Origin of the sequence: Microvirga sp. BSC39 (assembly GCF_000739015.1) — a bacterium.
Lineage (GTDB): Bacteria > Pseudomonadota > Alphaproteobacteria > Rhizobiales > Beijerinckiaceae > Microvirga.
In genome coordinates, this window is the sequence record NZ_JPUG01000068.1 from 110,483 (window position 1) to 124,864 (window position 14,382).

At 63.4% G+C, this 14,382-nt stretch carries 13 protein-coding genes; 2 read left to right on the plus strand and 11 right to left on the minus strand.

Going from position 1 to position 14,382, the window contains the following annotated elements; all coding sequences use genetic code 11:
• Position 1: 1 nt before the first annotated feature.
• A complete protein-coding gene (locus MA07_RS16410; RefSeq protein WP_036353167.1) occupies positions 2-1,525 on the plus strand; it encodes a carboxypeptidase M32 in 1,524 nt (507 codons plus the stop codon).
• Between the two features lie 13 nt (positions 1,526-1,538).
• Here the strand turns inward: MA07_RS16410 and MA07_RS27905 are convergent, their stop codons facing one another.
• The 11 genes from MA07_RS27905 to MA07_RS16465 form a co-directional block, all read right to left on the minus strand.
• Complete coding sequence (locus MA07_RS27905; RefSeq protein ID WP_052003236.1) at positions 1,539-2,018, minus strand: opioid growth factor receptor-related protein; 480 nt, start codon at positions 2,016-2,018, stop codon at positions 1,539-1,541.
• Between the two features lie 46 nt (positions 2,019-2,064).
• The gene (locus tag MA07_RS16420; protein ID WP_036353169.1) at positions 2,065-2,916 is read right to left on the minus strand and encodes a sulfite exporter TauE/SafE family protein; all 852 of its coding nucleotides are present in this window, start codon (positions 2,914-2,916) and stop codon (positions 2,065-2,067) included.
• 79 nt (positions 2,917-2,995) lie between these two features.
• Positions 2,996-3,718, minus strand: coding sequence for a DUF1028 domain-containing protein (locus MA07_RS16425; RefSeq protein WP_036353172.1), 723 nt, complete (start codon positions 3,716-3,718; stop codon positions 2,996-2,998).
• Between the two features lie 12 nt (positions 3,719-3,730).
• Positions 3,731-5,524, minus strand: coding sequence for a gamma-glutamyltransferase family protein (locus MA07_RS16430; protein WP_036353173.1), 1,794 nt, complete (start codon positions 5,522-5,524; stop codon positions 3,731-3,733).
• Positions 5,525-5,550: 26 nt separating this feature from the next.
• Positions 5,551-6,426 carry an ABC transporter permease gene (locus tag MA07_RS16435; RefSeq protein ID WP_036353176.1) on the minus strand — a complete coding sequence of 292 codons (876 nt, stop codon included), beginning with the start codon at positions 6,424-6,426 and terminating at the stop codon, positions 5,551-5,553.
• On the minus strand, positions 6,423-7,370 hold the full coding sequence (locus MA07_RS16440) for an ABC transporter permease (RefSeq protein ID WP_036353179.1): 948 nt from the start codon (positions 7,368-7,370) through the stop codon (positions 6,423-6,425). Before MA07_RS16440 ends, MA07_RS16435 begins: the two co-directional genes overlap by 4 nt.
• A gap of 73 nt (positions 7,371-7,443) precedes the next feature.
• Positions 7,444-8,943 (minus strand): ABC transporter substrate-binding protein, encoded by a 1,500-nt coding sequence (locus MA07_RS16445; RefSeq protein WP_036353182.1) that lies wholly within the window; start codon positions 8,941-8,943, stop codon positions 7,444-7,446.
• Between the two features lie 39 nt (positions 8,944-8,982).
• On the minus strand, positions 8,983-10,086 hold the full coding sequence (locus MA07_RS16450; protein ID WP_052003237.1) for a dipeptide ABC transporter ATP-binding protein: 1,104 nt from the start codon (positions 10,084-10,086) through the stop codon (positions 8,983-8,985).
• Positions 10,083-11,144 (minus strand): ABC transporter ATP-binding protein, encoded by a 1,062-nt coding sequence (locus MA07_RS16455; protein ID WP_081929006.1) that lies wholly within the window; start codon positions 11,142-11,144, stop codon positions 10,083-10,085. Before MA07_RS16455 ends, MA07_RS16450 begins: the two co-directional genes overlap by 4 nt.
• Positions 11,134-11,910, minus strand: coding sequence for an FCD domain-containing protein (locus tag MA07_RS16460; protein ID WP_036353185.1), 777 nt, complete (start codon positions 11,908-11,910; stop codon positions 11,134-11,136). Before MA07_RS16460 ends, MA07_RS16455 begins: the two co-directional genes overlap by 11 nt.
• Positions 11,911-12,123: 213 nt before the next feature.
• Entirely contained in the window at positions 12,124-13,011 is an 888-nt protein-coding gene (locus MA07_RS16465; protein WP_036353612.1) for an SDR family oxidoreductase, read from the minus strand.
• A gap of 209 nt (positions 13,012-13,220) precedes the next feature.
• Between MA07_RS16465 and MA07_RS16470 the strand changes: the two genes are divergently transcribed.
• Entirely contained in the window at positions 13,221-14,369 is a 1,149-nt protein-coding gene (locus MA07_RS16470) for an amidohydrolase (RefSeq protein WP_036353188.1), read from the plus strand.
• The last annotated feature ends 13 nt before the right edge of the window (positions 14,370-14,382 follow it).

Sequence of the window (14,382 nt, forward strand, 5' to 3'; positions counted from 1 at the left end):
AATGACCCAGCAAGCCTCCTTCGCAGCGCTCCAGGAGCGCATTGCCGCCGTCAACGACGTGCTGAACGCAACCTCCCTGCTCACATGGGACTCCCGCACCATGATGCCTGCGGGCGGCGCGGAAACCCGTGGCCATCAGATCGCGACCTTGACCCGCGTCGCCCGCGATCTTCTTCTCGCATCCGAGACGGAAAGGGCTCTCAACGAGGCCGAGCGGGCTCTCGAAGGAGTGCCGGCGGACGCGGCCGAGCGGCGCATGGTCGAGCAGACGCGGCACGCCGTTGAGCATCACCGCAGCGTGCCGGCATCCCTGATCCAGGAACGGGCGTCCCTACGCACCGTGGCGCAGTCGGCCTGGATCGAGGCGCGGTCTAAGAGCGAGTTCTCGATCTATGAGCCTCATCTGGCAAAGACCGTCGAGCTCTCCCGTGCCTATGCCGATTGCATCGGCTGGTCCGAGCATCCCTATGATGCCATGGTGTCGATCTACGAGCCCGGCGAAACCGCAGCGAGCCTCAAGGGACTGTTCTCGAAGCTGCGGGACGGATTGTTGCCGATCCTCGCCGCCGCCCGCTCACGGCCGCGGCCGCGATCGGATTTCCTGTTCCGCGATTTTCCGGATGAGGGGCAGCGGGCTTTCGGCCTGAGCCTCGCGGAGAAGCTCGGTTATGATCTCCAGCGCGGACGTCTCGATACCACCGTACATCCCTTCGAGGTTTCGTTCACTCGCAACGACGTGCGGATCACCACCCGCTACAACCGCAACTATCTTCCTGCATCAATGTTCGGCACGGCTCACGAGGTCGGCCACGGGCTCTACGAGCAGGGCGTCGACCCGGCCTATACCCGCACGACCCTGGCGACGGATCTTGTGGGGCTTTACGCAGTCGGCGGCACCAGCTTCGGCGCCCACGAATCCCAGTCGCGCCTCTGGGAGAACCACATCGTCCGCAGCCGCACGTTCTGGGAGCGGCACTTCCCTGACCTGCAGCGGCATTTCCCCGATCAACTCGGCGACGTGAGTGCCGAGGAGTTCTATCGCGCCGTCACGCGAGTCGAGCCCGGCTTCATCCGGGTCGAGGCGGATGAACTCACTTACGATTTCCATATCATGCTGCGCGTCGACATCGAATGCGCGCTGATGGACGGCTCGCTTCCGGTCTCCGACCTTCCCGGTGCCTGGAACGCAGCGATCAAGCGTGATCTCGACCTGACCGTTCCGAACGACGCCAACGGCGTGCTGCAGGATGTCCACTGGTCGACCGGCTATATCGGCTCGTTCCCGACCTACACCATCGGCAACGTCATGGGTGCGCAGGTGATGGAGACCCTGCGCAGGCAGAACCCATCTGTCGATTCTTCCATCGAAGCGGGCGACTACAGTGTTCTGTCCGAGGAGCTTCGCACCAGAATCTGGCAGCATGGGCGCCGCTTCATGCGCGACGAGCTGCTGGAGCGGGAAACGGGCCGCCGTCTCGACCCGGCGCCTTACCTTACCTATCTGCACAACAAGTATGCTTCCTGAGTAACGTGGCCGCTCAAGAGCCCACGCCGCCTGCGGCCTCAGCCCAATAATGCAGGCTGCGGGGATTGACGGGGGCTCCGGCCGCCGCGTGCAGAGCGAGGATCGCCTTGTGAAAAGCCCTCGCCTCGCCGGGCCCTACGAGCAGCCGAAGGCTGTGTAGAATTCGCGTGATCCGCAGGTGATTGTGGTCGTGCGAGCTCAGCCACCAGCGCGTGTCCCGATAGAAGCACAGCATACGCCCAGTCGCCGCCTTGAGGGTGTCGACAGCGCGCGGATCGGCTCTGATTGCTGCGATTTCGGCTGGTGTGAGAATAGGAGAGTGCGGCTGTGCTGCGCTGCGGGTCGGGAGCGGGAACAGCCACTGAATGTAGTCGTGAACGGCTTCCAGATTCTTATCGGGAAAGCCGAGCACATCGGCAGCCAGGCGCCCGCGACCGTCCCGCCCCACGCCAGAAAGGAAGGCATGCAGGGGTCCTGCCGTTGCTTCAGTCATCGCGCCATCTCCTTTCTGGCGTTGCAGATTGGAGATCTTTCATGGCTCAAGTGAGGAGGCTAGCGGCGAAGCGGGCGCAGACAAGGAGCAGGAAGATGCCGAAAGCCACTTCGAGCCGACGCTTCGAGAGGCGATGAGCCAGACGCGCCCCCACGGGCGCCATCCAGGTGCTGGTGGGGATGAACAGCACGAAACCGAGAAGCGAGACATAGCCGAGAGCCAAGGGCAGCTGAAAGGCGACTACGTCGGGATAGTCAGCCATGTGCGGCCACCCTGCGTAGATATAGCCGAGGGCGCCAGGGATCGAGATGAGAATGCCGAGCCCTGACGAGGTAGCCACTGCCTGATGGATCGGACGGTTGTAGAAGGTCATGAACAGGTTGGAGAGCTGGCCGCCACCAATGCCCATGAGCGCCGAGAGAATGCCGATGAGCCAGCCATAGGCGATCATGATGAGCTTTGCCGGCATGTCGAGCCCGAAGCGCCAGGTATCCTTGCCGAAGAGCAGGCGGATGGCCGATATGCCCGCCACTACCACGAACACCGCCTTGAACAGGTCGGCAGGGGCATAGCGGGCGATGACGCTTCCGATCACAACGCCGAGCACCACAGGCACGGCCCAGATGCGAAGGATCGTCATGTCGACGGCGCCCTTAGCCCGATGGGCATTGAAGGAGCGGATTGAGGTCGGAATGATAATCGCCAGCGACGTGCCGACGCAGAGTGGCATGCGCACGTCCTCCGGCACTTCTAGGATCCGGAACAGTTCGTAAAGGATCGGCACTGCAACGGCACCGCCGCCGACGCCGAACACGCCCGCCAGCAGACCGGTGATGGCGCCAGCCGCCAGGAGCGCAACCACGAGCCAGGCGAGGTCGAAGAGAGGTATGCCGAACATCGGAAGGTCACCTTACAAAGCAGAACGGCCGTAGGATCTTTTGGACCCTACGGCAAGTGAGAGTGCTGCAGAAGCCGCTCTAAGACGCGCTTCCGGCAAGCCGCGCCTGATACTCGCTCGCTCTCTGGTCGATCCAGGCACGATCCGTGACTCCGCCAGGGTTGGAGCGGGTTGCCATGGCGTCCATGAAGGCCAGGAAACGCTCGTGGGCCACACCATACAGGCGGCGCAACTCGTCCAGCGGTTCAGCGTGGTCGTCGACGCGAAGATCCAGCATGGGGTAAGGCTCATCGCGCCAGACCTTGAGCGCAGCTGATTGCTTGCCGCGTTTGTCGCCGCCCTCGGCTTGTCCCGCATCGAGTGCGGTCAGAAGCCGGTCGGCAAACGGTAGGTCCATGCGCTCCTTGTAAGTGTCGAGGGTGGCCTGGACCACTGTCGGGCCAGCCAGCATATTGCCGGCCACCGACACGCCCTCATCCGTGAGGTGCCCACACCAGTCGACGCAGTCCCGGCCTGTATGCGCCGCGGTCCTGCCGTCCCGGTCGATTACGTGGAGCTGGCGGGATTCCCGTCCAGGATCCTGTGCAGTGAGAACCGTCACGATCTCCTCGGCGCTCCGTCCCTCGGCCAGGAATCTCATGCCGTCGGTTCCGTAAAGTGGATTGACGAGGGCCTGCGTGGCAAGTGCGCCGATCTTCGCCGTGCCATGGGGGCAGAGTGCTCCCACGGCGAAGAACTTGGTGGTGACGGCAACCCCGAATGAGCCGGTCTCGGGATCCTTTGCGATGATCGACCAAGTCATGATCTGGGCTCCTCAGCGTCCGACTGCGTAAGCCTGCATGAGGCGCGGGGTGGCGGCGCCATGGAGCAGTCCGTCCTTGTCGCGGCTGGCAGCCACAAGGCGTCCGACCGTCCAAGCCGGCGCAACCTCGACCTCGTGCCCGCGGGCGCGCAGATCATCGAGAACCTCAGCCCCGTAGGTCTCCTCCGCCATCAAGTGGCCGGGCTTCTGCTCGCGCGGGTAGAACGAGGAGGGGAAGTGCGCCGTGTGCGACATCGGCAGATCGATAGATTCCTGCAGGTTCAGCCCGTGGTGGGCGTGGCGCAGGAAGAGGAGCATCTGCCACTGCTCCTGTTGGTCGCCGCCGGGGGAGCCGAACACCATGTAGGGCTCGCCGTCCTTCTCCGCGAGGGTCGGTGTGAGCGTGGTGCGCGGCCGCTTGCCCGGCGCGAGGCTCGCGGGCAGGTTCTCTTCCAGCCAGAACATCTGGGCCCGGGAGTTGAGCATGAAGCCGAGTTCCGGAACGACCGGAGAGGATTGGAGCCAGCCGCCGGAAGGCATGGCGGCGATCATGTTGCCAAAGCGGTCGACGACGTCGATATGAACCGTGTCGCCGCGCCGGGCTGAGCGCATGGAAGCCAGAGTCGGCTCGCCGCCCGAAACCTTCTTGTCCGTGGTGGAGAGTTCGCGCAGCGCCTTCAGGGTACGCTCGACCTGGGCCTCGTAGCCCTCGACGCGGCCGGGGCGGAGTTCGAGGGAGGCCTTGTCGGTGATCAGCTTGCGGCGCTCGTCATTATAGGCGTCCGACAGCAGCGTCTGGATCGGCACGTCGATGAAATCGGGATCGCCGTAATAGGCCTCACGGTCCGCAAATGCGAGCTTCATGGCTTCGACCACCGTGTGAACGAACTCGCCGCTGGTGGGGCCCATGGCAGCAAGATCAAAGCCCTTCAGCAGCGCCAGTGTCTGCAGGAACACAGGACCCTGGCCCCAAGGCCTGATCTTGTTGACCCGGTAGTTATGGTAGTCATAGGTCTGCGGAGCGTCGTAGGACGCCTGCCACTTCGCCATGTCGTCGGCGGTGAGCACGCCGCGATGGCGCGATCCGCTCTGGTCCATCACCTCCGTCTTGCGCACGAATGCGTCGATGGCCTCGGCCACGAAACCTTTGTAGAAGGCATTGCGTGCCCCCTCGATCTGCGCCTCACGGTCACTCCCCTTGGCTTCCGCCTCGCGGATAATGCGTTTCCAGGTATCGGCGAGTTGCGGGTTGCGGAAGAGCTGACGAGCTTTAGGGACCTCGCCACCAGGCAGATAGACCGCGGCGGAGGTTGGCCACTCCGTCTCGAAGAACTCCTTCAGACCCTTGATGGTATCAGCCACGCGGGGCAACAGCGGATGTCCCTGCTCGGCATAGTAGATGGCTGGCTCCAGCACTTCCCGGAGCGAGAGAAGTCCGTGATCGCGCAGCAGGAGCATCCAGGCATCGAATGCGCCAGGCACGACGGTGGCGAGCATGCCGTTGCCGGGGATGAGCTTGAGGCCCTCACGCTTGTAGTGCTCGATGGAAGCGCCGCCTGGAGCCGTGCCCTGGCCGCAGAGCACCTCGACCTTCTTCGTTTTGGCCGAGTAGAACACGGCCGGAACTTCGCCGGACGGACCAACCAGATGCGGCTCGACCACCTGGAGAACGAAGGCGGAGGCGACGCAGGCATCAAAGGCGTTGCCGCCTTTCTCCAGCATCGCCATGCCGGCAGCCGAAGCGAGCCAGTGGGTCGATGTGACGATGCCGAAGGTGCCGAGGATTTCGGGCCGTGTCGTAAACATGAGGTTCTATCCGATATTTCGAGTTTCTACTGTTCGCGGGGGTCGAGCGCGTCGCGCAGTCCGTCGCCGAGAAGGTTGAAGCCGAGCACGATCAGGAAGATTGCGGAGCCCGGGAATACCGACATCCAGGGAGCCTGCTCCATGAAGTTCTTGGCCGTGTTGAGCATGGAGCCCCAGGAGGGGTTCGGCGGCTGCTGGCCCAAGCCCAGGAACGACAGGCTCGCCTCCGCGATGATGGCTGTGGCAATGGTGAGCGTGCCCTGGACGAGGATCGGCGGCAGCACGTTGGGAAGAACGTAGCGGACCATGATCCAGAAATCCGGGAGGCCGATGGCTCGCGCACCCTCCACATAATCCTCGGCTTTCACCGTCAGCACCTGCCCGCGGGTGAGGCGGATGAAGATCGGCATGGCGGACAGACCGATGGCGATCATCGCATTCGTGAGGCTCGGGCCCAGGAACGCCGCGAGCGCGATGGCGAAGATGAGGAACGGGATGGCCAGCATGGCATCCGTCGCGCGGGAAATGGCCGCATCGATCCAGCCGCCGAAGTAGCCTGCGACAAGACCGAAAGGCACGCCGAGTGCGATGGCGATGAAAACCGACACGACACCGGCCATGATGGAGGCACGTGCACCCCAGAGCATGCGGGAGAACATGTCGCGCCCCAGTTCGTCGGTGCCGAACCAGAACAAATCCGAGGGCGGCTTGCGGATGCTCGTGAAGCTCGGCTTGATAGGATCATAGGGCGCCAGATAGGGTCCGATGACGGCAGCCAGAATGAAGAACAACACGATGGCGCCGCCAACCACAGCGCTCTTGTTCTTCAGGAACTTGGAGAGTACACGGCTGCGTTTCTTCGGCAGGGCGACCTCGTCGGCGACAACGGCTGTAGCGGTCATGATGAATGCCTCAGGCGAGGATTGACGAGGACATAGAGGACGTCGGCCAGGAGGTTCATGAAGATGAACCCGACAGCCGTGCAGAGGACCACGCCCTGCACGACGGCGTAATCTCGATTGAACACGGCGTCGACGATGAGCTTGCCGAAGCCCGGAATGGTGAAGATCTGCTCGGTCAGAACAGCCCCGGCGAGCAACTCGCCGAAGAGAAGAGTCGACAGGGTTACGATGGGCACGAGAGCATTGCGCAGGGCATGCTTCAGAATGACCTTGCGAGACAGCAAGCCCTTGGCCCGGGCGGTGCGGATGTAATCGGAGCGCATGACGCCGAGCATGGCGCTGCGGGTATGGCGCATGAGGCTCGCGGCCAGACCCGTGCCGAGCACGAAGGCGGGCATGATCATGGTCTTGATGTTGAGCCAGAGATCTTCGGTCGGAGGCACGTATCCGGAAGCGGGCAGGAGCTGCCAGCGCACGGAGATCAGCATGATGAGCATGATGCCGAGCCAGAAATTGGGAATCGAGAGGCCCGACAATGCGATCACGTTGGCCGTGTAATCGACAGCCGTTCCCTTCTTGACCGCCGAGATGATGCCGGTGGGGATGCCGATGGCCAGCGCCACGATCATGGCCATGATGGCGAGCTCGAGGGTGACCGGGAGCTTGCTCATGATCAGGTCGAGAACCGGGATATCCGTGCGCAGCGATATCCCCAGATTGCCCGTCAGGGCCGAGCCGATCCAGGCGAAGTACTGAACCGGGATCGGATCATCCAGGCGGTACTTCTGGCGCAGATACTCCAGCACCTGCGGATCGCGCTCCTCGCCTGCCATGGTGAGAACCGGATCGCCAGGCAGGAGCTTCTGCAGGGCAAAGACCAGCAGCGACACGATGATGAGCGTCGGGATGGCAATGAGTATTCGTCGTCCGATGTAGCGCAGCATCAGCCTAAGGAACCTGCATCAGAGTAGAGGGAGCGTGCCCGGTTCTGAGGCCGGGCACGCGGTGTTCGTTAGATCAGGAGGCGAACTTGACGCCCTTCAGACGGATCATTCCGTCCGGGTAAGGCTTGAAATTCTGCACCTTCTTCGTGTGAACGAAGGGCCAGGGCTGGTAGTAGGTGTAGATGATCGGCAGATCCTGCTTCAGGATCTCCTGAGCCTGATCGTAAAGCTGCTTGCGCTTGGCCTCGTCGTTGATAATACGGGCCTCGTTCAGGAGCTTGTCGACCTGCTCGTTGCAGTACTTCCCGTCGTTCAGGGCGCCCTTGCAGGAGACGAACGGGTGGATGTTGCCATCGGGGTCGACGCGGCCGGACCAGCCGATCACGTTGACATCGAAGTTGCCGGCCTGCGCTTCCTTCTGCATCGCCGCGAACTCGGTCGGGCGCAGCGAGATGTCGAAGCCGGTCTCAGCCGCCATGGCCTGGATGATTTCAGCGATCTGCTGTGTGGTGGTGCTGGTGCCGAAGGTGAGTTCAAGCTTCACCCGGTCGACGCCTGCTTCCTTCAGTAGCTGCTTTGCCTTGGCGACATCGCGGGTGGTGGGGCCGAACTTGGGATTATTATAAGGGCTTGCCTGCGGGAACGGCTGTCCTGCCGGCGGGAAGATGCCCTGACCCACCACCTCGTTGATCACGTTGCGGTCGATGGAGAGCTCAAGTGCCTGACGGACGCGTTTGTCCTGGCCGAGCGGGGACTTGGCGCGCTCGCCGTTGTTCGTGTTGATGGTGAGGCCCTGGTAGCCGATGCCCGAGACAGGCGCGAAGACCAGGTTCGAGTCGCTCTTGACGGCCGGAACGTCGCTCGGAGCCAGGCGCTCGAGCAGGTCGAGATTGCCGGAGCGCAGGTTTGCCAAGCGGACGGTCGTATCCGGGATAGGCTGGAACACGATGCGCTCGAAGTTGAAGTTCTTGGCGTCCCAATGGTCGGCGAACTTCTCGAGGACGATCCGATCGTTCTGCACGCGCTCGACGAACTTGTAAGGACCCGAGCAGACGGGCTTCTGACCGAAATCGGCGGAAGCCAGCGCCTTCGGCGACATGATCATGCCGGCACGATCGGAGAGTTGCGACAGCAGGGTCGCGTCGGCGCGGGAGAGATTGACCTTCACGGTCAGGTCGTCGACGGCCTCGACATTGTCGACGGACGTCAGCTCGCTCTTGCGAAGCGAGTCCGGCAGCGTGCGGGCGCGGTCAATGTTGGCCTTCACGGCGGCGGCATTCAGAGGCTCTCCGTCATGGAACTTCACGCCGGGACGCAGCTTGAAGGTCAGCGACTTGCCGTCATCGCTCCACTGCCACTCGGTGGCGAGTTCCGGGGTGAACTTCAGGTCCGGGGTGATGTCGACGAGCTTGTTGCACAGGGACGTGAACACGATGCGACCGACGAAGGTACGCGCGCGATGGGGATCGAGCACGTCCGGATCTTCGTTCAGGCCGATGCGCAGGGTCTGAGCGGAGGCCGCGGTGCTCACAAGGAGCCCGGCGGCGATGGCCAGGAGCAGTCGTTTCTTCATATGCTTCGTCCTCCAATGATCCTCTGGATCAGTCTTCCTTCAGGGGCTCGTCGCGACGGGCTTATCCTGCCGTTCACGCCAAGTTTGGTACAGCGCCAGGCGCTTGGAGAGCGCTGCGCTCGGGGGCGGCGCGCTGATGGAACCAGCGCCCGCTCCCTGGATTTCGCGCCAGAAATGGCAGGCCACGCGCCGTCCGTCAGGAGCAGCCTCAAGAGCAGGGTGCTGCTCCTTGCAGACGGCTTGTGCGTGTGGGCAGCGGGTATGAAAGCGGCATCCCGACGGCGGGGCGGCGGGGCTCGGCACGTCGCCTTGAAGCAGGACCTTCGGCTGCCGGCTTACCGGGCTTGGGATCGGGATCGCGGCCAGCAATGCCTGGGTGTAGGGGTGCAGGGGATTGTCGAAGAGCGCATCCGTCTCCGACAGCTCCATGATCTCACCGAGATACATGACCGCCACCCGATCACTCATGTGCCGGATCACGGCAAGGTCATGCGCCACGATGACAAGCGTGAGACCGAAGCGATCCTTAAGATCCTCGAGCAGGTTGATGATCTGCGCCTGGATCGAAACGTCGAGGGCCGAAACCGGCTCGTCGCCCACGATCAGCTTCGGATCTCCCGCGAGCGCCCGGGCTATGCCGATACGTTGGCGCTGGCCGCCGGAAAACTCGTGCGGGTAGCGATCCGAGTGGGTGGGGAGGAGGCCGACCGTGCGCATGAGGTCCGCAACGCGGTCGCGCTTCGCAGAGCCGCTCGCCAGGTCATGCAGCCAGATCGGCTCCGCGATGATGTCGCCGACATTCATGCGCGGATTGAGCGAGGCGTAGGGATCCTGGAAGATGATCTGGAGTTCGCGACGCAGCTTGCGCAACTCGCTCTTGCTGAGCTTCAGGATCGAGCGGCCCTCATAGCGCACGTCCCCGGCGGTCGGCTCGATCAGCCGGAGGAGGAGACGACCCAGGGTGGACTTGCCGCAGCCGGATTCGCCGACGATCGCGAATGTCTCACCGCGCCGTATGTCGAGAGACACGCCATCGACGGCGCGCACGACAGCCGGGGAGGACAGCAGGCCGCCGCTGCCGAAATGCTTCTTGAGGTCCACGCCTTCAAGGATGACGTCGTTGGTGGGTGCCATCAGGCTCATGCGGCTGCTCCACGCTTTTGTTCGAGAGGTGCATACCAGCACCGGGCAAGGTGGCCGGGTCGAATCTCGCCGAGGGGCGGGAGCTCATTGCCGCAGCGGGCATCCGAGAAGGGACAGCGCGGCGTGAAGCGGCAGCCCTTAGGCATCAGTTCCGCCGGAGGAACGGTGCCGCGTATCGTCGCGAGGCGCCCCTGACGGCGGCCGAGCGACGGAACTGAGCCCATGAGGCCAATGGTGTAGGGGTGCTGTGGATCCTCGAAAATGGCCTCGACCGGTCCGCTTTCGACCACATGCCCGGCATACATCACGGCCACCTCATCGGCGACCTCAGCCACGACACCGAGATCGTGCGTGATGAGGATCATCGCCGTGCCGGTCTCCTCCTGCAGGCGCTGGATGAGGGCGAGGATCTGCGCCTGGATCGTCACATCGAGCGCGGTGGTCGGCTCGTCAGCAATCAGGAGCTCCGGATCGTTTGCGAGTGCCATCGCGATCATCACGCGCTGGCGCATACCGCCGGACATCTCGTGTGGATAGGCGCGCAAACGCTTTTCCGGTGCGGGGATGCGCACCTTCCTGAGCATGTCGAGCGCCCGCTCCATGGCTTCGGCCTTGGAGACCTTGCGGTGCCGGACGATGCCCTCGGCGATCTGGTCGCCAATGGTGAAGGCAGGGTTCAGGGAGGTCATCGGCTCCTGAAAAATCATTGCCATCCGGTCGCCGCGTAGATCCGACCGCTCACGCTCGGTCAGCGTCAGCAATTCCTGCCCGTCGAAGGTGGCTGAGCCCGCCACGATCCTCGCTGGAGGGGTCGGCAGAAGCCCCATGAGGGCCAGCGACGTCACGCTCTTGCCGCAGCCAGACTCGCCGACGATGCAGAGGGTCTTGCCCTTGCGCACCGAGAAGCTGACGTCATCGACAACGTTTACGCCCTTCGGGGCACCATCGAAGCGGATGGACAGCCCTTGAACGTTGAGAAGCGGCGGTTCCGAGGCCACGGCGGCATTGCCGGCACGGTGAACCTCTGCACTCGGCTGTCTGACGGCCTCATGTCCCATGGCGTATCTCTTTTTTAGTGTCTGCTGTCACGGGTTTTTCCGGAATCTGTCCATCCATGCGGGCGGGCAGGGGGCTGGTCATGACCTTGAGAAGGCCTTCGCGTACATGATCGAGATGTTCGCGCATAGCGTGTTCGGCCGCATGAGCCTCACGCTGAGCGATGGCGGCAATGACGCGGCGGTGCTGCTCGACATAAGCCTGCTGGCGTTCACCGGAGCGGGCCCGCTCCCGTAGGAGCCGCCATGCGGTGTCCTGGCGAATGCGGTCAACCATGTCGAAGATCGCAAGAAGCAGGGAATTGCCCGCCGCCTCTGCGATGGTGCGATGCAAGGCGCTGTCCCAGAGTTCCCGGCCGTCGGCATCCGAGGAGGAGGCCGTCTTCTCGGCCAGGCGGAGAAGGCGCTCGATGTCGCCGTTCGTGGCGCGCATGGCCGCCAGTCGGGCGAGGGCAGGCTCGATCTCCAGGCGCACGTCCATGACCTCGAGCGGATGCGTGCGCTTCGACAGTTCCTCAAGGTTGGCCGGCGTATGGGCCGGGCGCGGACCTGCGAAGGTTCCCTTGCCCTGATGCCGCCAGATCCGGCCTTCGGCCTCCAGCACCTCGAGCGCCCGCCGCAGGGCCCGGCGTCCGATCCCTATCTGGGCCGCCAGCACCCGCTCAGCCGGGAGCCGCTGCTCCCCTTCAAAGGAGCTGTCGTCCAGAAGAGCCCGCAACCGCACGAGAGCGAAGTTGGAGCTGTCTGCTGAAGGATCCGGGTTGGACATGAAATCCAGCTCCCTGTGAACCAATCTTGCTGCTGGATCAGCAGCCGCGATGTCTTGTTGCGCTCCTGGGAGCATTAACGCAACAAGGCTAGTCCGATCCCGAACCAATTTGCAAGTGGTTCGATGATGGTTCGTTAGTCGATACTGCTGATTTGATGATCAATGGATCATTCGGCACTAAGGCTACGCTCCGGGAGAGCCGTCGCGCTGTGCTTAAGGTTTCCGCAGCGAACCGGCTTCACCCGCTTGGAGCAGACCCAGCAGCCCGTCCCGATACGTCGGGTACCGGAGCTTTACGGCAAGTTCCGACTTGATCCGCGTATTGCGGACGCGCTTGTTATCTTCGTAGAAGGCGCGTGCCATGGGGGTCTGATCGGCTTCTTCGAAGGGGATCTCGGGTGGCGGTTCGCGACCGAGTAGCTCTGCGGCATAGGCAATGACGTCCTGAGGCGGCCCGGGCTCATCGTCTGCCACGTTGTAGATGGCATTCCGGCTCGGCTGCTCGATGGAAGCCATCAAGACCTGCGCAATATCCTCGGTGTGAATCCTGTTGAAGACCTGTCCAGGCTTCACGATGCGCTTGGCGGTCCCGTCCGCGACCTTCACCAGAGCGTTCCGGCCGGGGCCATAGATGCCTGCGAGGCGAAAGATCTGCACCGCAAACGGAGCGCTCGCGCCGAGTTCGAGCCATCGTTGCTCAGCGGCAATCCGCTGGCGCGCCCGGGTTGTTGCCGGATTGGGGGGCGTCCCCTCATCGACCCATGCGCCGCCTGCATCACCGTAGACCCCGACTGTGGACAGGTACCCAATCCAGCGCAGGCGAGGGGCCTTGGCAATCGCTTCGGAAAACTGCTCCAGGGTCGGATCTTGCCCTTCCGCCGGCGCTGCGGAGATCAGGAGAGCCTCCGCCTGTTCGAGATGCTGGAGAATGGCGGGATTGAAATCCTTCCCATCGAAGCGGCAGGCCCGAATGCCCGCTGCTTCGAGCGCCTTTGCTTTCTCCACGGAGCGGACGGTCCCGCCGACACTCGTGAAGCGATGGCCGTAATGGTGGATAAACTGGAGGGCGGTGTACCCTAAGCCGAAGACGAACAGGTTCATGAGATCGCGGAGCGTTGAGGCAATGACTGGCAACTTAGCGGCATGGGGGCGGCGCAGCAATGAATGGGGACGCGAACTCTCATCCTTCAGGGGTGCTGTCGTTTTGGTTGATCACGCTCCGGACTCCCGCCATAAACCTGTGCCGAAGCAAGCTTGATATCGTGAGTCCCGCAGCTTGGCTCTTAAATTGCGGGCCCTGGAGGTGAGCGATGGTCCTGACCAACCAAGACATGGTCGAGCTGGTTGCCTTTCGGCGCAAGCTGCACCGCATGCCGGAGCTCTCCAGGCAGGAGGAGCAGACCGCCCGCGAGGTTCAGGCCTTTCTCAAGGAGACCCATCCGGACTGGACCCTGACGGACCTCGGGGGCCATGGCATTGCGGCCGTTTACGAAGGCCGTGAGCCGGGGCCGACCGTGATGGTGCGCGCCGAACTCGACGGGCTGCCGATCCAGGAAATTTCCGAAGCGCCTCATCGCTCTGCCACGCCCGGCAAAGGTCATCTGTGCGGGCATGACGGCCACATGGCCATTCTCGCAGCATTAGCCCGGGAACTCGGCCGGAACCGTCCGCAGCGCGGCCGTGCCATCCTGATGTTCCAGCCGGCGGAAGAGGATGGTTCCGGCGCGGCAGCCGTGGTGTCGGACCCGCGCTTCCGCCAGATCGCACCCGATTTTGCCTTCGCCCTGCACAATGTGCCGGGTCTGCCCTTCGGCCAGGTGGCGCTCACGGAGGGTCCGGTCAACTGCGCCTCGCGCGGCATGCGAATCGTGCTCACAGGCAAGACCGCCCATGCCTCCATGCCCGAGACTGGCCTCTCGCCTGTGAACGTCGTTGCCCAGCTGATGCCACAGCTCACGGCCCTGGGCCGGGGTGGACCTTTGGAGGAGGGCTTCTCCATGGTGACAGTGACGCATGCCAGGATCGGAGAGCCGGCTTTCGGCGTGGCGCCGGCACATGGGGAGATCTGGGCAACACTGCGGACGCTCACCGATGCTGGAATGGAGGAGCTCTGCGCAAGCGCCGAGCAGCTGGTGCTGAGCGCCGCCCGTGAACAGGGGCTGAGCGTGGAAGTGTCCTACGACGATATTTTCCACCATTGCGAGAATGCACCGGAGGCGGTCGCACATCTGCGCCAGGCGCTCGAAGCCGAGGGCGTGCCCTATGACCGGGGCGACCTGCCGATAAGGGCCTCGGAGGATTTCGGCCGCTTCGGACAGAAAGCGCCCGCGGCCATGTTCTTTCTTGGGGCCGGCGAGAAGCACCCCAGCCTGCACAATCCGGATTACGACTTTCCCGATGACCTGATCCCGATCGGCGCCCGCGTGTTCATGCGGACGATACGCAACCTGCTGGGGTAGGACTTCCCTCGAT